The organism is Ligilactobacillus cholophilus, assembly GCF_030389495.1.
Taxonomy (GTDB): Bacteria; Bacillota; Bacilli; order Lactobacillales; family Lactobacillaceae; genus Ligilactobacillus; species Ligilactobacillus cholophilus.
The window spans coordinates 368,105-390,112 of record NZ_CP127832.1 but is presented as its reverse complement, the minus strand read 5'-3'; the positions used below and the strand labels follow the sequence as shown (position 1 = coordinate 390,112).

Here is a 22,008-nt window from a genome sequence, read left to right as displayed (position 1 = left end):
CAAATATTTTTAATAAAAAAGGTTGTGATAGTAATCACAACCTTTATAATCTATAACTTATTTGATATTTTTTTGAATGTATTCAACAGCATCTCCAACTGTATTTAACTTTTCAGCATCTTCGTCTGGAATTTCTTCACCAAATGCATCTTCTAAGTCTAAAATAAATTCAACAAAATCAATTGAATCTGCATCTAAATCAGTTTTAAAGTTTAAATCCATTTTGATATCTTCTTTTTTAATATCAAAATGAGACACCATTATGTCAGCAATTTTGTTAAAAATTTCTTGTTCAGTCATGTTAAATTCCTCATTTTCTTTATTTTATATAAAGTAATACTAACACTCTTTAATTGTTTTTTACAGATTAAATATCTTTACTTTCTGTTTGCTCTTTTTTGAAAGTATCACTAAATTTTGTTAGTAAATCACCATTTAATATATCTCTTATTTGTTTTACTGTATAAAATACAGCTTGTGCATCACTTGAGCCGTGTGCCTTAACAACTGGAGCTTTTACACCTAATAAAACAGCACCGCCATAACGAGAAGGATTCATTCGTTCTTTTATCTTCATTAAACTTGGCTTAAGCATTAATGCACCTAATTTACCAAAAATATTTGCATCTTTTACACTATCTTTGACTAAATGCATTACAGATGATGCAGTACCTTCAATTGCTTTTAAAACAGCATTACCAGTAAATCCATCAGCAACAACAACATCACAAATACCAGTAGTTAAATCTCTTGATTCAACATTACCAACAAAATTCAATGACTTATCTTCACTAATCATTTGGTATGCTGCCTGAGTTAATTTACTACCCTTATGAGGTTCAGTACCATTATTTAGTAACCCAATTCGAGGATTTTTAATTCCACGTACACTCTCTGCATAATATTTACCCATTAATGCAAATTGATATAAATATTCAGGCTTATTATCTGCGTTTGCACCACTATCAAGTAAATTAAATCCCCCTTGATTTGAAGCAACAACTGGTAATGTTGAAAGTAATCCTGGTCTTTGTACTCCTTTAATACGGCCAATAATCAATAAACCAGCTGCTAATAGTGCACCTGTGTTACCACATGAAAATAATGCATCTGCTTCTCCATCTTTTACTGTTTTTGCAGCCAAAACCAATGATGATTCTTTTTTATGACGTATTGCTTTTACAGGCTCATCGTTCATAACAATTTCTTCATTAGCTTGAACAAAACTAATTCGTTCATCGTTATTAATTAAAGGCTTTATTTGATCTAATTTTCCAAACAAAATGAACTCTAAATCATTATATTCATCTCTAGCCTTTAAAATTCCCTCAACAACACTTTTAGGTGCATTATCTCCACCCATTGCATCAACTGCAATTTTCATTTTAGACTTCCTTTCACTAATCAAGATTATTATTCCAATTAATTTTTCGTTTTAAAAATTTTAATAATTCAAAATTTTCATCTTTTTCTTTTAAATTCGGATCATTAATAATTCTAGCCGCTTCCTGTTGTGCGATTTGTAAAATCTTTAAATCCCTTACAGGATCGCCAACCTTAAATTCTGGTAATCCAGCTTGAGCCGTACCTAGAACATCCCCCGGTCCTCGTAATTCTAAATCTCTTTGCGCAATTACGAAACCATCTAATGTATCAACCATTGTTTTCATTCGTTCTTTACCATAGTCTCCAGTAGGATCAGCAACTAAGAAACAATATGATTTTCTACTTCCACGTCCAACTCTACCACGAAGTTGATGGAGTTGTGCTAGTCCAAAACGATCAGCATCTAAAATCATCATGACGGATGCATTAGGTACATCAACACCAACTTCAATTACTGTAGTTGAAACTAAAATATCATACTCATGTTTCACAAATTTTTTCATGATATTTTCTTTTTCAGCTGGCTTTAACTTTCCGTGCAATAATCCAATACGATATTGTTCTCCAAAATATTTTTTTAATTTTTCAAAAACTTCTTCTGCGTTTTGCAAATCCATCATTTCTGATTCTTCAATTAATGGAGATACAACATATGCCTGGGCGCCCTCATCTAATTGTTGACGAATAAAACTTAAAGCTTCATTTAATTGTTTTTTTCTAATCCACTTTGTATCTATTGCTTTCCTTCCGCTTGGCAACTCATTAATAATTGAAACATCCATTTCTCCGTAAGAAGTAATTGCAAGGGTTCGCGGAATAGGCGTTGCAGTCATTGCTAACACATCTGGATTAGTTCCTTTTTCTCGCAATAATTTACGTTGATTTACGCCAAAACGATGTTGTTCATCTGTAATAACTAATCCCAATTTTGCAAATTCCACTTCATTTTGAATTAATGCATGTGTACCAACAACAATTTGAATTGTATTATTCTTTAATTGCTTTAAGAGTTCTCGTTTTTGAACCACTTTACTTGTTGTAGTGCTAGTCATTAATCCAACATTAATACCTAATGGCATAAATAATTTAGCAAGTTTTTCAGCGTGTTGCTGAGCCAAAATTTCAGTAGGAACCATCAATGCAGCTTGATAGCCTGCTGTCACAACTGCATACATAGCAATTGCTGCAACAATTGTCTTTCCAGACCCAACATCTCCTTGCAAAAGCCGATTCATTTTTTCAGGCTGTCGCAAGTTAAAACAAATTTCATTTACAACATGTTTTTGAGCATTAGTCAACTCAAAAGGCAAGCTTTCAATGAACTTCTTTAATTTTTCATTATCATACTTTATTGATAACCCAGAATTCTTTTTATCTTCTTTCTTCAAAAACTGTAAACCAATTTGAAAACGGAAAAATTCTTCAAAAATTGCTGATCTTCTTGCTAAATCTGCTTGTTTTTTATTTTGTGGAAAATGCATATCATGAATCATTTGTTTTCGTGTTTCCAAACGATATTTATTACGTAAAGATAAAGGAACAATATCGTTTAGTAAATACTCATATTCATCAAAAGCTAACTTAATTAATTTTTCAATTTGATTAGCCTTAATTTCTTTAGATGCACGATATACACCCTTAAAATCATTACTCTGTCCTGCTGGAATAATTTTCATTCCTGTAAAACTTTGTCTTTTGATATTATATCGGCCATATATTGCAATATCATTTCCAAGTTGAACTTTTTCTTTCAAATATGGCTGATTAAAAAAAGTAACTAAAATAACTTGATTTTCAACTATCAATCTAAAATTAAGCCGGTTTTTCTTTCGACCAAATCTTATTAAAGTTGGTTCAGAAGCCACTGTTCCTTTAATAGTTACTTTTTCTTGTTCACTGATTTCTGATAAGCTTTTTGCTGCTAAATTATCATATCTAAAAGGATAGTATGTTAAAAGATCTTCAATGGTATTGATTCCCAATTTATTTAAAGCAATTGTTTTCTTTGGTCCTACACCAGGTAAACATTCTACAGAATCTTCTAATTTTCTTACCATTTGAAGCTTCCTTTCTTAATATAAAAGAGACTGTGACTGAAAAGCCATAATCTCTTAATTTAAAGATAAATAAATGCAAAACTCACTAAATTATTAGTGTCAATTGCATGTTATTTAATTTATTCTACTGAAATTAAGTAAGGATAAATTGGTTGATCACCTTCATGTACTTCTACTTGATAATCAGAATCAATTTTCTCAACCTCTTTAGCTATCTCTTTAGCTTCTTCTGAAGTTGCATCCTTACCATAAATGATAGTAATTACATCACCGTCATTAACATCTAGCATTGAACGAATCATTTCAATTGTAGTTTTTTTACGATCAGAATCCGTGATGGTAATTTTACCATCAACAATTCCCATATAATTATCTTTCTTGATTTCTGTTCCATCAATTACTGTATCACGAACCGCAACTGTAACTTGACCAGAAACAACGTCTTCCAATGCTTCTTCCATAGCTTCTTGATTTTCATCTATTGATGCATCAGATGAAAATTCGATCATTGCTGTTAATCCTTGTGGAATAGTACGTGTATGAATAACCTTTACATCTACATCTACTACTTCACTTGCTTGTTCTGCAGCTAAAAAGATATTTTTATTATTTGGAAGTACTAATACTTTTTTAGCACCTGTTTCATTGATTGCATCAACAATATCTTTTGTACTTGGATTCATAGTTTGTCCACCATGAATAATTTTTGTTACACCTACACTATGGAATAATTTAGCAATTCCATCTCCAGATGCAACTGCAATAATTCCATAATCACCAGCAATTTGCTTACTGATTTCTTCTTGTTCATTTTCTTGAACTTTTTCAGCTTCACGATCTTGTTCCAATATTGTTTCATGTTGTAAACGCATATTATCAACTTTAACTTTAATCAATGAGCCAAATTTTTGTCCATAAGAAAGAACCTTACCTGGTTGTTCAGTATGCACATGCACTTTAACAACTTCATCGTCGGCAATAACTAATAATGAATTACCAAATTCTGATAAGTATCCTCTAAATGTATCATAATCAAATTCTTCATCTACAAGTCGACCAGCACCCAAACGAATCATAATTTCAGTACAGTAACCATATTTAATGTCTTCAGTATTTAATTGACCTTGGGCACTCTTGTGATGCTCTGCATTTACCATATCCTCCATATCAGCAGGTGTTAATTGGTATTCATTTTCATCACGAACATTACCTGATAATGCATCATAAAATCCTTGATATACAAAAGTAAGTCCTTGTCCACCAGAATCAACTACACCAACTTCTTTTAAGACAGGTAATAAATCAGGTGTAGTTTTAAGTGCTTCTTCAGCTGCATCATATGTTGCTTTCATAACTTCAACACAATCGTCTGAATTTTTTGCAACTTTTGTAGCTGCTTCAGCAGCTTTTCTAGCAACTGTCAAAATAGTTCCCTCTTGTGGTTTCATAACTGCTTTATATGCAGTTTGAACACCAGCAACAATAGCATCTGCTAAATCTTGAGGAGTTAATGTTTCTTTTGATGCAACATTTTTACTAAAGCCACGAAATACTTGTGATAAAATAACACCAGAATTTCCACGTGCTCCCATTAATAATCCTTTAGCTAATGCTTGTGCTAATTGTCCAACATCAGTTGATGTTGATTCAGAAACATACTTTGCTCCACTAGCAAATGAAAGACTCATATTTGTACCTGTATCACCGTCTGGAACAGGAAAAACGTTCAATGAATTAATAAATTCTGCATTTGTATTCAAACGATTTGAACTAACAGCAATCATTTTACGAAATTCATTTTCAGTAATCTTTGAAACTTTCAATCTTTAAAATCCTCCTTGGTACTCTTAACGTTAATCTTCGATTACTTTTACACCTTGAACAATAACGTTAACTGCTTTGGCTGTAACTCCAAGCATTGAGTCCAGATTATATTTAACTTTTTCTTGAACATTCCGGCAAACTTCAGAAATCTTAGTACCATATCCAACAATGATATATACATCAATCACAATACCTTCTTCTGTTTGACGAACAACTACCCCTTTTGAATAATTGTCACGTTTCAAAATTTCGTTAAAGTTATCACGAATTTGATTCTTACTTGCCATTCCAACAATTCCAAAAATCTCAGTTGCGGCTCCACCAACAACAGTTGCAATTACATCATTACTAATATCGATCTTTCCTAGTTGGTTTTGAATCTTTACTGCCATGACAATTTGCCTCCTTTAAATAATGACAATCATTATCGTAATTTTATCATACACAAATTTGAAAAAAAAGTTAATTAAATTTAATCCGGTAAATTCAATTCAATACCTAACTATAATAACACAAAATTTGATAATTTAGTGACAAGTAATTTAACTTTACAGAAATATCTTGCATAAATATTATTTCTATGATAACTTAATCTAGTGAATAAAGATTCTTTATTTAAGATCGAATTTAAATTAAGGGAGGGAATTTGAAATGGCTAAAGATTATATTACAGGTCGTAAGACAACTTTTGGTAAAAAACGTTCACACGCTTTAAACCAAACAAATCGTAGCTGGAAGCCAAACTTGCAAAAAGTTCGTATCTTAGTTGATGGTAAACCTAAGAAGGTTTGGGTTTCAACACGTGCTTTAAAATCAGGTAAAGTTACTCGTGTTTAATTAAAGACGAAAAAAGAGGTTATGCATTGCATAACCTCTTTTTTATTAATCTTTACTTTGAATTACCATTACAACACCATTTCTAAAACTAAAACTAGCATTTTTTCCTATAAATTCATTACTTGATAAAGAAACAGGTGCCATAAAATTAGTTTTATTTAATGTATATTTTTCATCAGGCAATTCAAGTTCTTTTACTTGAGTTAATGGTACAAAAGCTAAATACTTCATATCATTATCTTTTTCCAATTGATGACTTCCAGGTAAGAAAAATTTTATTTTATTCCATTTATCTATAATTTGAATTTTTTCAACATAATTCTGATAGCATGGCTTTAAGATAAAAAATATATTAGCTAATAACTGATCTAATCGTCCTCCTGTTGCTCCATATAACTCAATTTGGTCGATTTCGTAATTAGTTATTAAATATCTTAAAGCTAATTCTGTATCTGTAATATCATCCTTTAATGGTTTATAGATTGTTTTTTTACTCTTAAGTCGAACTAATTCTAATTCTCTTGCTGTGGATGAATCAAAATCCCCAATCGATAATAAAGGATTAATATCATGTTCAATCAGTTTGCTAGCTCCAATATCTACGCCACACCAATTATCACTTTTATAATCATATATTTCATTAGGAATACAATCATCAGGGCCACCTGTTAAAATTTTAACTTTCATCTTTTTGGCATTCTTTCATTAAAGTAGCTATTCTCTCACTTGGATTATCGCTTTTGAAAACATAAGAACCAGCAACCGCTCTATCAACACCCATGCTTTGAGCATTTTGAATAGTATCTTTATTAACGCCTCCATCAATTTCAATACGATAATTATAATCATTCATATCCCGTAGTTCCGATAAGGTCAAAACTTTTTTTAAACATTTTTTTATCATTTTTTGACCACCTGCACCTGGATCTACTGTCATGACTAAAATTGACTCTACTTCATCTAATAAAGGCTCAATTAGAGCAATAGGTGTACCAGGATTCAAAACTATCTCAGCTTCCATTCCTAAACGATGAATAGCATCAATTACTCTATGTATATGAGCAGTTGATTCAACATGAACTCCAATTACATTAGCTCCAGCTTCTTTTAATTTAATTAAATATTTTTCAGGATTCAAAACCATTAAATGACATTCAAATTTTAAATCAGTTAATGGTCGAATAGCAGAAACTATCATTGGACCAAATGACAAATTTTCAACAAATTGTCCATCCATAATATCAATATGCAAATAGTTTATACTATTCTCAACTTTCTTTATATCTTTTGCTAAATGTGCAAAATTAGCACTTAAAATAGAAGGCACAATTTCCATTACTTTTCCCCATTTCTCAATTAATATTTAGGTTTTTGTTGCAAAATCATTTTATGAAATTGCAAATAATTATCATATCGTGACTGTAAAATCTCATTTGATGCAACTGCATCTTTAACAGCACATCCAGGTTCATTTACATGTAAACAGCCCCTGTACTTACATTTATCACGATATATAATAAAATCTGGATAATAATTAGGTAACTCCTCTTTCGAAATTTCTAGAAGATCAAACGATGAAAATCCAGGTGTATCAGCGATTAAATTATCCTGTACACTAATCAAAGTGACTTTCCTAGTAGTATGTTTTCCCCTGCTTAATGCTTTTGAAATTTCACCTGTTTGTAAATTTAATTCAGGATCAATTTTATTTAAAAGAGTTGATTTACCGGCTCCAGTTTGCCCCATTACTACAATAACTTTTTCAGAGATTGTATTTAATAAATCTAACATATCATCAATTGATGTGGCAATAGGATAAAATTTTTTATAATAATCAAAAATTTTATCCATTGAACTCTTTTGATCTTCATTTAATAAATCAACTTTTGAAAAATATAATATTGGCATTATTTTATTAGACTCTAGCATTATTAATTGGCGGTCTAATAAATTACTAGAAAAATCAGGTTGTACACAAGCACTAACTACAATTGCTGCATCCACATTTGCAATTGCAGGTCTAATTAATTGGTTTTTTCTTGGATAAATTTTTAACAAATATCCTTCATCATGTTCTACTTTAAAATCTACCCAATCTCCTACAAGTGGCGATTGACGTTTTTTTCTAAATACTCCTCGTGCACGTGTACGAACTTCTTCTCCATCTGGTGTTACTACATCGTAATATCCACTTAATGATTGCCGAATTTGGCCCTTCAAATACATCGGTCCTTTCTATATAACTATCCCAATGAAATTGTAACTGTAACTTGAGATCCTTCTTGAATTTCTGAATCTGCTTCAGGAGACTGTGAAATCACTTGACCTTCTGGAACAGTATCTGAATATTCTTCATTAAAAATTACAGTTAAATTATGTTCTAAAGCATAATCTTCTACACTTTTTTGAGTATATCCACTTAAATCTCTAATTTTAAATTCCTTAATTCCTTGACTCACTGTAAACGTTACTGGTAGTTGATACATATTAACTTTCATATCTGGATTAACATTCTGACTAATAATCTTTCCCTTTGGAACTTTATTAGAATATTCCTTTTCTTCACTTACAAGTGTGCCCTTTTTCAAAAGTTTATTACGTACTTTCTCATAATCTTGTCCGACATATGAGCCAAACTTTATTTTATGTGGTCCTTTAGAAATTACAATATTAACCTTCGAATTTCTTTTTACTGTTGCTTGTCGTGCAGGTATCGTTTTTATAGTTTGACCTTTTAAATACGAATTACTGTACTGATAAACTTTTTTACCCAATTTAAGATTATTACTTAAAAGAACTTCTTGAGCTTCCTTTATATTCATTCCTCTTAAATCAGGAACTTGAACTTTTAATGATAAAACAAAAATCAATGCAATAAATAAAATGCCAACTATTCCAACTGATAAAGCAATTGGATGACGATTAAATTTTCTTTTTTTAGTTTTAGTTTTTTCTTTATTTTGCTTTGATTGTGAAATTGGCATTTCAAGTATCTTCGTTTCTTCTTGCAATGATTCCTCTGGTTCCCACTTAGGCTCATTTTTTCTAATTGGAAGTAATGCAGTTTTTAGATCTCTCTGCATTTCTTCAATCGTTTGATACCTGTCATTCAAATTTTTGGCAGTTGCACGTAATACAATATTTTCCATTGATTGTGGAATTTTAGGATTTATCGATTTCACAGATGGAAGCTTATTTTGATAATGTTTCACAGCAATTGATACCGCAGTTTCTCCCTGATAAGGAACCCTTCCTGTTAGCAATTCAAATAAAATAATTCCTAATGAATAAATATCAGATTGGTTTGTGATGATGGAACCACGAGCTTGTTCAGGTGAAATGTAATGTACTGATCCAACCATAGTATTTGTTTTTGTAATTGTTGCTGATTCAATTGTCGCAATTGAAATACCAAAATCAGTCACTTTTATTTTTCCAAAATCATCTATCAAAATATTTTGTGGTTTTAAGTCTCGGTGAATTATTCCCATTTGATGTGCAGCTTTTACTGCAGATAGAACTTGTTGCATAATATCAACAACTTTTTCTAAAGATAATGGATAATTGTTTTTTAAATATGACTTTAAATCCATTCCTTTAATATATTCCATTACCAAATATGGGATTCCCAATTTATTTCCAAAATCATAAATTTTAACTATATGCGGATCACTTAACTTTGTCAGTGAATTTGCTTCCTTGCGAAATCGATCTACAGCTTTAGAATCACCCTGCAAATCTAATCGCAACATTTTCAAAGTAACTTTTCGATGTAATACTAAATCTTCAGCTTCATAAACATTTGCCATTCCGCCTTCACCCAAAAAATTTAGTATTTTATAACGATGGTCGACAATGTAACCTATTCTCATTGAGAATCACCGCCTTCTTCTGATGCTAAAATTACAGTAATGTTGTCTGTTCCGCCATTATTTTTAGCTTTTTCAATTAATTTATTGCATTTTTCATCTAAACTACTCTTCTTATTATTTAATATTTTGATAATCTCATCATCACTTATTAATTTTGAAAGGCCATCAGAACATAATAAGAAAATATCATCTCTTTGAATTCTGAGTGTATGCCGATCCATCTGAGCATCTTTATTTATCCCCAGTGTTTTAATAATTACATTTTTCTGCGGATGATTTTTAGCTTCTTCTTTCGTAATTGCACCTGATTTTACTAATTCATTAACTAAAGAATGATCTTGTGTAATTTGCAATAATTTACCATTACGAAAACGATAACCGCGACTATCACCAATATTTGCTATGATACAACTACATTCAGAAATTAATATACAAACAAACGTAGTTCCCATTTCTTTAAGATCAATATATCGTTGACCCTTTTCTATTAGTAAGTCATTTTCAAGTTGTAAGCGCGCTTGCAACCAGTCATATGCATCTTCAATTTCAGTAAATGATGACTCTTCAAACAAGTATCCAAGATGATTTGTAACCATTGCTGAAGCGACATCTCCACCTCGGTTTCCACCAATACCATCAGCTATTATTCCTAAGTATAGGCCATTCTTATTTTTAAAAATGCCTCCACAATCCTCATTAATTTTACGAACATTTCCTCTATCTGTCTGGTATGCAAACTCCAACACTCTCACCTACTTTTTGACTAGTGTTGCAATAAAGAAGCCATCAGAATTAAAATCATCTGGATAAATTGTCAATCCTAAATCTTCCCGACTATCTTTTATTGCTTTGGCCGTTTTAGTCTTAATTTGTACAAAATTAGAATGTGATTTTAAAAAGCTATCCACTACAGTTTGATTTTCGGTTGGCAAAATTGTACATGTACTATATGTTAGCTTTCCGCCAACTTTCAACTTATCAGCAACTGAATCTAAAATTGATAACTGAATTTTTGCTAAATTTAGTGAATCTTTTAGTGTTTTATCATATCTAATTTCTGGTTTTCTTCTAATTAGACCAATTCCTGAACATGGTGCATCAACTAGAATCTGATCAAAATAATTATCAGGAAACTCATTTGAAACTTTCCGTGCATCCAGTTTCTGAGTTTCAATTACACTGTTTACTCCTAATCGTAAAGCATTTTGTTCTACTAACTTTAATTTATGTTCATGAATATCTAATGCAACTACTTTTCCACTATTTTTTAATGCTGCTGCAATTTGAGTTGTTTTCCCACCAGGAGCAGAACATGCATCTAAAATTATTTCGCCAGGTGCAACGTTCATTGACTCTTCCACTAACATTGCACTCTCATCTTGAATAATAAATTTACCATTTTTAAAAGCTTGTGTTCCTGCTAAAAATCCTGACTGAGCAACTAAGCCATCTTTAGCAACTTTACTATCGGTTGTTTCAATGTCCTCTTCCTTCAATTCTACTTGAAGGTCATTTTTGCTATTTTTAACTACATTTACTCTTAAACTCTCATTAGGCTTTTGATTTACACTTTGTAAAATTTTATTTGTTTTTTCTAAACCTACAGAATTAATTAACTGTTTAACAATCCAAATAGGAACACTATTTTTGATACTTAAATATTGTTCATCAGATAAATGATCAAAATTAGGCAATCCTTGTCTTTTAATATTATGAAGAATACCAGTTACAAATTTTCTTGTTCCAGCATGTCCCTTTATTTTAGCAATTTCAATTGTTTCATTAAAAATTGCATGAATTGGAATCCTATCTAAATATTCCATTTGATAAATCGCTAATAATAATAGCTCATAAACCCAAGGATCAATCTTCCTTGCCTTTTTTATAAAAGGCTTTAAATAGAATTCTAAAGTTAATCGATATTGTAAAACTCCATATACTAAATTAGTTAATAAACTTGCATCTGCATTATTTAAATCATTTTTCCTTATAAATTGATTTAATCCAATATTAGAATATGTTTTTTGCTTTCGAATTTTAACAAGCAATTCCATTGCTAAAAATCGAGGTGATTTTTTTATATTACTCATTTATTAATTTTTGACCTACCTTAATTCCTTGTCCTAATCCATTTAAATATGCAGTAATATCCATTTGTGGTTTGCCTGCAACTTGTAATTTATTAATTTGATAAACTGTACCTTCTGCTGCGGCAATTTTTAAATTATGTTTGCCAACTCCCACAACTGTCCCCGCTGACTCATTCGTTTTTTCATCTAAAACAGTAATATCCCATAATTTGACTCTTTTACCTTTAAAATCATTAAAATAAGCACCTACATAAGGACGTAATGCACGAATCTTCCAATCTAATTGTTTTGCATTTTGTGATAAATGCAATTCTTCTTCCTCTGGTTTAATATTAGGTGCAAATACTACCTCTGCTTCATTTTGAGGAACTGCTTTGATTTTATTATCAATAAAATCAGGCAACATTTTTAAAAGCGTATCACGCCCTAAATCACTCATTTTTTCAAAAATTGTTCCTGAGTCATCATTATCATTAATTGGCATTGTTGCTTGAACTAAAACATCACCTGCATCCATTTTCTTTTCCATATACATAATGGATACTCCCGTTTCTGAATCACCATTCATAATTGCTCGTTGAATTGGAGCGCCACCTCTATATTTTGGTAATAATGATCCATGAACATTTATTGTTCCAATTTTTGCTGCATTTATCACACTCATTGGCAAAAATTGTCCAAATGCTGCTGTAATAATAATATCAGGATTTAATTCTATAATTTTATCTGCTTCATCACTTTTACTAATTTTTTCAGGCTGTAAAACTTGAACATTATGAGCTAATGCAACCTCTTTAACAGGCGTAGGAGTTAGTTTATGTTTTCTTCCTACTTTTCGATCTGGTTGAGTTACAACTGCTTGAACATCATATTTATTCGAATCAAAAATTCCTTGTAAAATATTAGCTGCAAATGCAGGTGTTCCCATAAATACAATTGAAGTCATAATACATTTCTCCTTACATAAAGTTTATCGGATTTCTATCAATTATTAATTTCAATCCATTTCTCTCTTCTTTTTGTACTTCATTCATTAATGATTGTAAGTATTTTTCTAATTCTGGTTCATTTTTATATTTAATTACTAATTGATAATAGTATTGATTATTAATTCGAGCAATTGATGCAGGAGTTGGTCCTAATATCATTGCTTTTGATGAAATATGATTTAATAATTCACCTTGTATTTCATACATTTTTTTAGCTGCAACAGACTCATTTTTATGACTTGCAGTAATTTGAATCGTATAAAAATAAGGTGGATATCCCCCACGATGCCGTATATACATTTCCTTTTTAAAAAACAATTCATAATCTTGCTTTTGGGCATAACGTATTGCATAGTGCTCAGGATTGAAAGTTTGAATAATTACTTTTCCATCTTTTTCAGCTCTTCCTGCTCGTCCACTAACCTGTGTTAATAATTGAAATGTACGTTCACTTGCTCGAAAATCCGGTAATGCTAATGTTGTATCTGCATTCAGTACTCCAACAAGCGTTACATTTGGAAAATCCAATCCCTTTGCAATCATTTGAGTACCGAGTAAAATATCTGCTTTTCCATCTGAAAATTGCTTTAATAATCGCTCATGTGACCCTTTACGCGAAGTAGTATCCACATCCATTCGAATAATTCTAGCACTTGGAAATAACTCTATAAGTTCTTTTTCAACTTTTTGTGTTCCCGTTCCAAAACAACGTAATTTCTTACTATGGCAGTTAGGACAAACCGATGGCACAAATTCCTCATGTCCACAATAATGACATTTTAATGAATTTGTATCTTTATGGTATGTTAATGAAATATCACAATTAGGACACTTAATTACTTCACCACATTGCCGACACATAATATATGCGGCATATCCCCTGCGATTTAACATTAATACAATTTGTTCATGACGTGCAAGTCTTTTTTCTATTTCTCTAGCTAATTCTGATGAAATATCTAAATTCGGTGCAGACTGTATTGCAGATCGCATATCAATTAGTTTAACCTCTGGTAAAGGGCGTCCATTTATCCGTTTATCTAACGTTAACCATTTGTATACTCCCTTTTGTGCACGCGCCCGAGATTCTAAACTTGGAGTTGCACTTCCTAAAACTACAGGACATTTATGCCGTTTACTACGCCAAATAGCAACATCTCGTGCATGATATCTAGGCATATCTTCTTGCTTATAACTGCTTTCATGCTCTTCGTCCATTATAATTACACCAATATTTTTCAAAGGTGCAAAAATTGCTGAACGTGCGCCAATTACTATTTTGGCATCTCCATCTTCAATTCTTCTCCATTCATCTAGTCTTTCGCCGACTGATAGTGCACTATGTAATAATGCAACTTCATTGCCAAATCGCTCTTTAAATTGTCTTACTATTTGAGGAGTTAGAGAAATTTCAGGAACTAACATTAAGGCTGTTTTTCCAAGTTCTAATGCATGTTGAATTATCTGCAAATAAACTTCTGTTTTACCACTTCCAGTTACACCTTCTAATAAAAATGTTTGTGATAATTTTTCATCTATTGATTTATTCACACTGTCAGTAACTTTTCTTTGATCAGGTGTTAATTTTTTGGGAAATGATCGTTCTACTTCTTTAATATCATAGGGATTACGATACTTAGTAATTTTAAATCTTTTAAGCCACCCTTTTTCGGCAGCCTTTTTAATATCAACTGCAGTAAAATTAAATTCTCGTGTTACTGTAGATTGAATAAATTCTTGATCATGATTTCTAATTAAAAACTCTAAAAGTCTTTTTTGCTTTATAGCAGTTTTTCTCAAATCAGCTTTAATCTTTTTTAAAGCTTCAATTGATGTTTCTGCTTTAAATGCCCAGACCTCTTTAGGTTGTGCTTTATCTTTAATATGATAATTTACAAGAATTTTCTTTTCTCGACGTAACTTCTCAATTTGTTTTAATTGTCTACTACTAAATTTTTGACTATTATATTTTAATTCATTTTTCCCTTGAAATAGCTGCTGAATTTCTTCATCTTCTATAAAGTCGTCTTTTATCTTAATTGTCTTTTCATATTTTGAACGTAGTCCATTTGGTAACATTACTTGCAAACATTTAATTTTAAATGCAAATGTTTCAGTTACTAACCAGTCAGCTAACTGTAACGCTTCATCATTCAAAACTGGTTTTAAATCTAAAACATCAATAATTGATTTTAATTGATGTTCATTTGAACATTCATCAGATAATCCAACCACAAATCCTTGAATTTTTCTGTTTCCATTTCCAAAGCTTACAGTTACACGCATGCCAATTTGAAGAATCATCCTAAATTTCTCAGGAATTTTATAAGTAAAAGGATGATTAGTTTGCATTGCAGGAACATCTACAATCACTTGTGCATATTTTGCTATTTTAATCCTCTTCTTTCTTCATTAAACTAGCTACTTTTTGAACTATCCTTTGCGCAATTTGCTTTTTAGTGGTCTTTTTAATTTTCTCTACTGGGTCATTTGGTGTAATTAAATAGACCTCATTTTCATCACTTCCAAAACCAATATCTGTTCTTGAAACATCATTTGCAATTAACATATCTAAATTTTTATTTTTCAATTCAAACTGTGCATTCTCAATTAAATGATTTGTTTCCGCAGCAAATCCAATTAATAATTGATTATGCGTCGACTTTCCTAAATTTCTTAACAAATTAGGATTTCGTTCAAGTGTGATTTGAACTTCATCATTTTCTTTTGCTTTAATCTTTTGATTTGCTGTATTCTTAACATGATAATCTGAAACAGCTGCTGCCATAATTAACACATCATTTTTAGGGAACTCTGAATACAAAGCTTTTTGTAAATCTTTAAAACTTTTAATTTTAATTACTTTCATTCCAGTTGGAATTATTTGATTTGTTGCACCAATAATTAATGTTACTTTCGCACCTAAATTTTTTGCAGCTTTTGCAATCTGAATTCCCATTTTCCCACTTGAATAGTTTCCAATAAATCTTACTGGATCAATTGGTTCCTGTGTTCCCCCTGCAGTTACTAAAATTGACTTACCTGATAATGATTTAGGCAATAAATCATTTTGAATCCAATTATAAATATCTTCAATTTCTGGCATTCGTCCTTTAGCATTATATCCTTCTGCTAAAAAGCCCACTTCTGGATCCATTATTTTATATCCATCTAGGTTTAATTGCTTAACATTTCGTTGAGTGGCTGGATTTTCCCACATTTGATCATTCATTGCTGGCACTATATATTTAGGATGATTTGAAGCAATTAATGTACTAGTAACTAAATCATCAGCAATTCCATTTGCTAACTTTCCAATTATATTAGCTGTCGCTGGAACAATCATCGAAAAATCGGCCCATTTTGCTAAACTAACATGTGGAATATAATCACCTTCATTAAATGCATCTTCAAAATCAACATAAACCTTGTTTTTACACAAAGTTTCTAATGTTAATGGCGTAACAAATTTAGTTGCTGACTTTGTCATAATTATTTTTATATCGTTGTCATTTTTCACAAGCATACGAACCAAAGCTGGAACTTTATAACTTGCAATTCCTCCAGTAATATAAAGTAAAATCTTTTTATGATGCATCTCAAAAATTCCCTTCAATAAGTCTATTATATAGTATACCAAGATTTATTATTTTATTTTAAATATAATAACAGAGGTTGTGTAAATAATCACACAACCTCTGTCTAATATGAATTCAATTAAAACAATTAATCTTCGCCTTTGATTTTAAGTTTTCCAGCTTCAACTTCTTCTAAAGCCTTACCTACATTTTTATCTGATTTGTATTCTTTTAATAAAGGTAATGCTCCTGCATCTAATTCATGCGCTCTTTTTGCTGCTAACATTACTAAAGAATAACGTGAATTAACATGTTCTAATAATTTATCAACAGATGGATATAAAATCATTTAAATTGCCTCCATTAATTTTTATCTAACCCTAATTGCTTTTTATAATCAGGTAAGAAACGTTTAACACGCCAACGTTCTGCGCGAATTATAGTTTGAATTTTTTCAGCAGCTTTTGGAACTTCGTCATTTACAACTGCATAATCATAATTTTGCATCATTTCAATTTCTTTGACTGCTTTTTCCATTCGCTTATCAATTGTTTCTAAATCGTCAGTTCCACGATTAATAATACGTTGGCGCAACTCCATTAAATCAGGAGGAGTTAAAAAGATAAACAAGCCATCAGGAACTTTTTCACGAACTTGCATTGCACCTTTAACTTCAATTTCCAAAAAAACGTCTTTTCCCTGGTCTAACATTTCATTAACATATTTTAATGGTGTTCCATAATAATTGTCAACATATTTTGCATATTCCAACATTCCACCATTTTTAATTTCATTTTCAAATTCTTCTTTTGAAACAAAGAAATAATCTTTACCATCTATCTCACCAGGTCGTTTCTCTCTTGTAGTCATTGAAACAGAATAATGGAAAGTATTATCTTTTTGTGAAAAAATTTCTTTTCTAACAGTTCCCTTACCCACACCAGAAGGTCCTGAAAGAACAATGAGCATCCCACGTTTTGGCATATAAATTCTCCTCTAGATTAATTTATACAGTATTATCTCACTTAAAACGTTGATTTTTCAAGTGTTATTACAATCTTTGATTATTTTTCTAATGAATATCTCATAATTTTATAAAAAATTATTAAAAAAGCAAAAATATATTAAATAAAAAATATCGGTTAAGAAACTTAACCAAAATTGATTAAATCTACAAAACCGATATTTTACGCTCTAATTAGTACATTTCTAAGTATTGATCTCTTTCCCATTGTGAGACTTCTTGACGATATGAATCCCATTCAAGTCTCTTAGCTTCCATGAAGTTATTATACAAATGACTTCCAAGTGCATTTTGCATTACTTCATCATTCTTTAATTCTTTAAGTGCATTATGTAAGGTTGATGGTAAATCCTTAATTCCGTTTTGATTACGTTCTTCTTCATCCATTGCATAAATATTACGATCAATAGATTTTGGTGGTTCAATTTTATTGCGTAATCCATCTAAACCAGCTTCTAAAATAGCAGCAATTGCTAAATATGGGTTTGCTGAAGGATCTACACTTCTTAACTCTAATCGAGTTGAAATTCCACGTGCAATTGGAACACGTACCAATGGTGAACGATTACGTCCAGACCATGCAACATAAACTGGTGCTTCATATCCAGGTACTAATCGCTTGTATGAATTTACAATTGGATTTGTAACTGCTGTAAAACTACGAGCATGTTTCAATAATCCACCTAAGAAGTAGTATGCTTCTTTAGATAACTTATCTTTACTATTTTCATCGAAAAATGCATTTTCTTTACCACGCATTAATGACATATTAATGTGCATACCAGAACCATTAATTCTTTCAAGTGGTTTAGGCATGAAAGTAGCATGCAATCCATGTTTCCGTGCTACAGTCTTTACTACTAGTTTAAATGTTTGAATATTATCACAAGCATGTAAAGCATCTGCATATTTAAAATCAATTTCATGTTGTCCAGGAGCAACTTCGTGATGAGAAGCTTCAACATCAAAGCCCATGCGTTCCAATTCAAGAACAATATCACGTCGACAATTTTCCCCTAAGTCAACTGGAGCTAAATCGAAATAACTACCATTATCGTTTAAGTTGAGTGATGGTTTACCTGATTCATTTAATTTAAATAAGAAAAATTCAGGTTCTGGTCCAATATTAAAATCAGTAAAACCTGCTTGTTTCATTTCAGATAAAACACGAATTAAATTATTTCGAGGATCCCCTAAAAATGGTGTTCTGTCTGAGTTATATACCTCACAGATCAATCTTGCCACTTTTCCATGCTCATTTCCCCATGGAAAAATCATCCAAGTTGATAAATCTGGATATAACCACATATCACTTTCTTCAATTCTAACAAAGCCATCGATGGATGAACCATCAAACATTAATTTATTATCTAATAATTTTTCTAACTGACTAATTGGAACTTCCACATTTTTAATTGTTCCATACAAGTCAGTAAACATTAGCCGCAAGAATTTAACATTTTCTTCTTTCGCCATTCGTCGAATGTCATCTTTAGTATAGTCGTGCTTAACCATTTTTAGGACTCCTTTAATTATATAATTAGAGACTCTTATTGTTACGGATTGAAAGCTTACTATATCGATTTAATCCACTTACTGCAACAAATTCATCATGTAATATTCGTCGCAAATCTTCGTCAGATAGTTCTTTTTGTAGCTCGGCTTCTCGCTTAGCTTTAGCTTCTGCTTTTTGCTGGTATATTTTCTTTATATCTGCAATATTTAAACCATCTGCTAAATAATCTTTGATTTCCAATAATTTATCAACATTATTTAATGAATACATACGACGATTACCTTCATTCCGCTCGGGAATAACAAGTTCTTGTTCTTCATAATAACGAATTTGTCTTGCAGTTAAATCGGTTAATTTCATTACTGTTCCAATAGGTAAAACAGCCAATGACCGACGTAGTTCTTTCTCTCTCATAACAATCCTCCTCTCTATACGAACTTATAATAACAATAGTTTTTTTTAATGTCAATCACATATGTAACATTTTATTACATATGTTAATAATTTTAATTATAGTAAGTTTCATTTACCGCATTTGAAATTGCAATTTTAACATGCGCATATGATAAACCACCTTGAATATAAAGTGCATACGGATCTCTTAAAGGTCCATCACTTGATAACTCAATCGTAGATCCTTCCACAAAACTTCCAGATGCCATAATCACCTTATCTTCATAATTATCCATTTCACTAGGAATTGGGTCTACAAATGAATTTAAAGGTGAGTAATGCTGAATGCTAGCACAGAACTTAATCATTGGTTCTTGCTTATGGAAGATTACAGTTTGCACCAAATCAGTTCTCTTAGCATCCCATTTAGGTGAAACCTCAGCACCCATTTTTCCCAATAATGCTGCTGTATAAATAGATCCCTTAATTGCCTCTCCTGTTACATGTGGTGCAAGAAAGAATCCACGATAAAAATCACGTTGATATCCATATGTTGCCCCTTCACCTTTTCCAGGTCCAGGAGCGAATAAACGTGATGCTGCTCTCATAATCAATTCATGATTTCCTACCAAGAATGCTCCTGATTTTGCAACACCTGCTCCAGCATTTTTAAACATTGAACCAGCAATTAAATCTGCACCATGAAATGTTGGCTCCTCAATTTCAGTAAATTCACCATAACAATTATCAATAAATACTGTAATATTTGGATTAATTTTTTTAACAAAATTTGTCATCTCTTCAATTTCTTTTACAGTGAAACTATCTCTAACTGCATATCCACGAGAACGTTGAATTGCAACTACTTTGATTGTTGGATCATTCAATAATTTTTCTTTAACAGCTGGAAAATCTACCTTTCCACTATTAGTTAAAGGTGTATATTCAAAACCAATACCATATTCTTTCATTGATCCAGGATTATCGCCTACTATCCCAATTACTTGTTGAATAGTATCATAAGGCATTCCTGTTATATAATACAACGTATCATTTGGGTGTAGTGACGCAAATAAAGCAGTTGAAATTGCATGTGTCCCAGAAACAATTTGTGGACGAACTAATGCATCCTCGCATTTAAAATAATCTGCAAAAATTTGCTCTAATTTATCACGACCAACATCATTATATCCATAACCAGTAGATCCAACTAAATCTTCCTCAGCTACATGATATTTACGAAATAAATCTAATACACGTTGTTGGTTATATAAAACAATTTCGTCAATTTCCTGTAATTTAGGTGCAATCATTTTATCAACTTCAGCAATTTTTTGTTGTAGGTCTGTTGGAAATTTTTCAAGCCATTTCTCCATTTTTATTCTCCTTTAACCATCTTGTTACTAATTTGATAATTTTATTATAGTCTTCATCAAAATTTTGGACCAAATCAAACCAATTTACATCCATTTTATTACGAAACCAAGTAAGCTGTCTCTTAGCATAATGTCTAGAATTTTTTTTAACATTTGATATACAATTTTGCAATGATTCTTTTCCTTCAAAATATGGGTAAAATTCTTTATACCCAATTCCCTTACCACTTGGTAAATCTAATCCACCATTTTCAAATAAATACTTTGCTTCTTCTAATAAACCATCATTCATCATGATATCAACACGTTCGTTAATTCTTTCATATAAAATTTTCCTATTAGTATTTAAACCAATTATCAAGAAATCATAATTTTCATCAGGATGATCCTTTTGTTGAGAAAACAACTTTCCTGTTTTTTCGTAAACTTCCAATGCCCTTATTATTCTTACTGTATTAGCAATTGGAATTTTACTTGCAGCATCAGGATCAATTTCATTTAATTTCTCCCAAAGCGCTTGCTTACCATTTTCTTCAGCAAATTGATAATATTTTTCACGAATTAATTTGTCAGTGCTTGCATAAGCATCTTTTCCAAAATGATAATTATCAATAAAAGATTGTAAATAGAATCCTGTTCCACCAACCAAGATTGGCAAAGCATTGTCCATATAAATTTTTTGAATTGCTTGTTGCGTCTTATTCTTAAAATCCGCAACTGAAAAACGCTCTGTTATTGGAATTTCATCTAATAAATAATGTCTTACTCCTTGCATTTCTTCAGCAGTAACTTTAGCGGTTCCAATATTTAAATTTTGATAAACCTGCATTGAATCTCCTGAAATAACTTGTCCATTAAAATGTTGAGCTAATTTGATTGATAATGATGTTTTTCCAACCGCAGTAGGGCCTACAATCATTAAGACTTTTTCTACCATTACTTAAAGTAATTCCTTTCATAATTAAGCTTCTTTTGTAATTTTATCATCAATCTTTAAAATTAACAGTTTTGTCTGGAATTTTTTAGTTAATTCCTTCATAATAATAATATATTAGGTGATAGAGGA

The 22,008-nt window shown here is 31.1% G+C and carries 21 protein-coding genes; 1 reads left to right on the top strand and 20 read right to left on the bottom strand.

What is annotated here, in order from left to right; all coding sequences use genetic code 11:
• Window positions 1-57: 57 nt before the first annotated feature.
• The 5 genes from acpP to QPK35_RS02155 form a co-directional block, all read right to left on the bottom strand.
• Complete coding sequence (acpP, locus tag QPK35_RS02175) at window positions 58-300, bottom strand: acyl carrier protein (RefSeq protein WP_290033827.1); 243 nt, start codon at window positions 298-300, stop codon at window positions 58-60.
• A 67-nt stretch (window positions 301-367) separates the two neighbouring features.
• Entirely contained in the window at window positions 368-1,384 is a 1,017-nt protein-coding gene (gene plsX, locus QPK35_RS02170; protein ID WP_290033826.1) for a phosphate acyltransferase PlsX, read from the bottom strand.
• Between the two features lie 16 nt (window positions 1,385-1,400).
• Complete coding sequence (gene recG, locus QPK35_RS02165; RefSeq protein ID WP_290033825.1) at window positions 1,401-3,443, bottom strand: ATP-dependent DNA helicase RecG; 2,043 nt, start codon at window positions 3,441-3,443, stop codon at window positions 1,401-1,403.
• Window positions 3,444-3,562: 119 nt separating this feature from the next.
• Entirely contained in the window at window positions 3,563-5,266 is a 1,704-nt protein-coding gene (locus QPK35_RS02160; RefSeq protein WP_290033824.1) for a DAK2 domain-containing protein, read from the bottom strand.
• A gap of 30 nt (window positions 5,267-5,296) precedes the next feature.
• On the bottom strand, window positions 5,297-5,659 hold the full coding sequence (locus QPK35_RS02155; RefSeq protein ID WP_290033823.1) for an Asp23/Gls24 family envelope stress response protein: 363 nt from the start codon (window positions 5,657-5,659) through the stop codon (window positions 5,297-5,299).
• A gap of 259 nt (window positions 5,660-5,918) precedes the next feature.
• On the opposite strand from QPK35_RS02155, the gene rpmB reads away from it, so the two are divergent.
• Window positions 5,919-6,104: a 50S ribosomal protein L28 gene (rpmB, locus tag QPK35_RS02150; protein WP_290033822.1), complete on the top strand. Its 186-nt coding sequence runs from the start codon at window positions 5,919-5,921 to the stop codon at window positions 6,102-6,104.
• A 45-nt stretch (window positions 6,105-6,149) separates the two neighbouring features.
• Here rpmB and QPK35_RS02145 read toward each other — a convergent pair whose 3' ends face one another.
• The 15 genes from QPK35_RS02145 to miaA all read right to left on the bottom strand — a co-directional run bounded on the left by QPK35_RS02145 (window position 6,150) and on the right by miaA (window position 21,879).
• A complete protein-coding gene (locus QPK35_RS02145) occupies window positions 6,150-6,791 on the bottom strand; it encodes a thiamine diphosphokinase (RefSeq protein WP_290033821.1) in 642 nt (213 codons plus the stop codon).
• A complete protein-coding gene (rpe, locus tag QPK35_RS02140; protein WP_290033820.1) occupies window positions 6,781-7,440 on the bottom strand; it encodes a ribulose-phosphate 3-epimerase in 660 nt (219 codons plus the stop codon). Before rpe ends, QPK35_RS02145 begins: the two co-directional genes overlap by 11 nt.
• A gap of 20 nt (window positions 7,441-7,460) precedes the next feature.
• Window positions 7,461-8,330: a ribosome small subunit-dependent GTPase A gene (gene rsgA / locus QPK35_RS02135; RefSeq protein WP_290033819.1), complete on the bottom strand. Its 870-nt coding sequence runs from the start codon at window positions 8,328-8,330 to the stop codon at window positions 7,461-7,463.
• Between the two features lie 17 nt (window positions 8,331-8,347).
• A complete protein-coding gene (gene pknB, locus QPK35_RS02130) occupies window positions 8,348-9,976 on the bottom strand; it encodes a Stk1 family PASTA domain-containing Ser/Thr kinase (RefSeq protein ID WP_290033818.1) in 1,629 nt (542 codons plus the stop codon).
• The gene (locus QPK35_RS02125; RefSeq protein WP_290033817.1) at window positions 9,973-10,719 is read right to left on the bottom strand and encodes a Stp1/IreP family PP2C-type Ser/Thr phosphatase; all 747 of its coding nucleotides are present in this window, start codon (window positions 10,717-10,719) and stop codon (window positions 9,973-9,975) included. The genes pknB and QPK35_RS02125 overlap by 4 nt, the downstream gene beginning before the upstream one ends.
• A gap of 9 nt (window positions 10,720-10,728) precedes the next feature.
• Entirely contained in the window at window positions 10,729-12,066 is a 1,338-nt protein-coding gene (gene rsmB / locus QPK35_RS02120; RefSeq protein WP_290033816.1) for a 16S rRNA (cytosine(967)-C(5))-methyltransferase RsmB, read from the bottom strand.
• A complete protein-coding gene (gene fmt, locus QPK35_RS02115; protein WP_290033815.1) occupies window positions 12,059-13,012 on the bottom strand; it encodes a methionyl-tRNA formyltransferase in 954 nt (317 codons plus the stop codon). The genes rsmB and fmt overlap by 8 nt, the downstream gene beginning before the upstream one ends.
• 13 nt (window positions 13,013-13,025) lie before the next feature.
• Window positions 13,026-15,446: a primosomal protein N' gene (priA, locus tag QPK35_RS02110; protein ID WP_290034228.1), complete on the bottom strand. Its 2,421-nt coding sequence runs from the start codon at window positions 15,444-15,446 to the stop codon at window positions 13,026-13,028.
• A gap of 1 nt (window position 15,447) precedes the next feature.
• Window positions 15,448-16,653, bottom strand: a complete 1,206-nt coding sequence (gene coaBC / locus QPK35_RS02105; RefSeq protein ID WP_290033814.1) for a bifunctional phosphopantothenoylcysteine decarboxylase/phosphopantothenate--cysteine ligase CoaBC — start codon at window positions 16,651-16,653, stop codon at window positions 15,448-15,450.
• 128 nt (window positions 16,654-16,781) lie between these two features.
• Window positions 16,782-16,982 carry a DNA-directed RNA polymerase subunit omega gene (gene rpoZ / locus QPK35_RS02100; protein WP_290033813.1) on the bottom strand — a complete coding sequence of 67 codons (201 nt, stop codon included), beginning with the start codon at window positions 16,980-16,982 and terminating at the stop codon, window positions 16,782-16,784.
• A 14-nt stretch (window positions 16,983-16,996) separates the two neighbouring features.
• Window positions 16,997-17,617 (bottom strand): guanylate kinase, encoded by a 621-nt coding sequence (gene gmk, locus QPK35_RS02095; RefSeq protein ID WP_290033812.1) that lies wholly within the window; start codon window positions 17,615-17,617, stop codon window positions 16,997-16,999.
• A gap of 214 nt (window positions 17,618-17,831) precedes the next feature.
• Window positions 17,832-19,172 carry a type I glutamate--ammonia ligase gene (gene glnA / locus QPK35_RS02090; protein WP_290033811.1) on the bottom strand — a complete coding sequence of 447 codons (1,341 nt, stop codon included), beginning with the start codon at window positions 19,170-19,172 and terminating at the stop codon, window positions 17,832-17,834.
• 25 nt (window positions 19,173-19,197) lie between these two features.
• A complete protein-coding gene (locus tag QPK35_RS02085) occupies window positions 19,198-19,587 on the bottom strand; it encodes a MerR family transcriptional regulator (protein ID WP_290033810.1) in 390 nt (129 codons plus the stop codon).
• A gap of 92 nt (window positions 19,588-19,679) precedes the next feature.
• On the bottom strand, window positions 19,680-20,942 hold the full coding sequence (locus tag QPK35_RS02080; protein WP_290033809.1) for a methionine gamma-lyase family protein: 1,263 nt from the start codon (window positions 20,940-20,942) through the stop codon (window positions 19,680-19,682).
• A complete protein-coding gene (gene miaA, locus QPK35_RS02075; RefSeq protein WP_290033808.1) occupies window positions 20,926-21,879 on the bottom strand; it encodes a tRNA (adenosine(37)-N6)-dimethylallyltransferase MiaA in 954 nt (317 codons plus the stop codon). Before miaA ends, QPK35_RS02080 begins: the two co-directional genes overlap by 17 nt.
• Window positions 21,880-22,008 lie beyond the last annotated feature (129 nt).

Excerpts from the sequence above, each read along its gene's own strand:
- QPK35_RS02155 (WP_290033823.1), bottom strand. The coding sequence starts at position 5,659 with ATGGCAGTAAAGATTCAAAACCAACTAGGAAAGATCGATATTAGTAAT.
- pknB (WP_290033818.1), bottom strand. The coding sequence starts at position 9,976 with ATGAGAATAGGTTACATTGTCGACCATCGTTATAAAATACTAAATTTT.
- rpmB (WP_290033822.1), top strand. The coding sequence starts at position 5,919 with ATGGCTAAAGATTATATTACAGGTCGTAAGACAACTTTTGGTAAAAAA.
- fmt (WP_290033815.1), bottom strand. The coding sequence starts at position 13,012 with ATGACTTCAATTGTATTTATGGGAACACCTGCATTTGCAGCTAATATT.
- QPK35_RS02145 (WP_290033821.1), bottom strand. The coding sequence starts at position 6,791 with ATGAAAGTTAAAATTTTAACAGGTGGCCCTGATGATTGTATTCCTAAT.
- rpoZ (WP_290033813.1), bottom strand. The coding sequence starts at position 16,982 with ATGATTTTATATCCATCTGTTGATAAATTATTAGAACATGTTAATTCA.
- recG (WP_290033825.1), bottom strand. The coding sequence starts at position 3,443 with ATGGTAAGAAAATTAGAAGATTCTGTAGAATGTTTACCTGGTGTAGGA.
- QPK35_RS02085 (WP_290033810.1), bottom strand. The coding sequence starts at position 19,587 with ATGAGAGAGAAAGAACTACGTCGGTCATTGGCTGTTTTACCTATTGGA.
- coaBC (WP_290033814.1), bottom strand. The coding sequence starts at position 16,653 with ATGCATCATAAAAAGATTTTACTTTATATTACTGGAGGAATTGCAAGT.
- gmk (WP_290033812.1), bottom strand. The coding sequence starts at position 17,617 with ATGCCAAAACGTGGGATGCTCATTGTTCTTTCAGGACCTTCTGGTGTG.
- miaA (WP_290033808.1), bottom strand. The coding sequence starts at position 21,879 with ATGGTAGAAAAAGTCTTAATGATTGTAGGCCCTACTGCGGTTGGAAAA.
- rpe (WP_290033820.1), bottom strand. The coding sequence starts at position 7,440 with ATGGAAATTGTGCCTTCTATTTTAAGTGCTAATTTTGCACATTTAGCA.
- QPK35_RS02080 (WP_290033809.1), bottom strand. The coding sequence starts at position 20,942 with ATGGAGAAATGGCTTGAAAAATTTCCAACAGACCTACAACAAAAAATT.
- rsgA (WP_290033819.1), bottom strand. The coding sequence starts at position 8,330 with ATGTATTTGAAGGGCCAAATTCGGCAATCATTAAGTGGATATTACGAT.
- acpP (WP_290033827.1), bottom strand. The coding sequence starts at position 300 with ATGACTGAACAAGAAATTTTTAACAAAATTGCTGACATAATGGTGTCT.
- glnA (WP_290033811.1), bottom strand. The coding sequence starts at position 19,172 with ATGGTTAAGCACGACTATACTAAAGATGACATTCGACGAATGGCGAAA.
- plsX (WP_290033826.1), bottom strand. The coding sequence starts at position 1,384 with ATGAAAATTGCAGTTGATGCAATGGGTGGAGATAATGCACCTAAAAGT.
- rsmB (WP_290033816.1), bottom strand. The coding sequence starts at position 12,066 with ATGAGTAATATAAAAAAATCACCTCGATTTTTAGCAATGGAATTGCTT.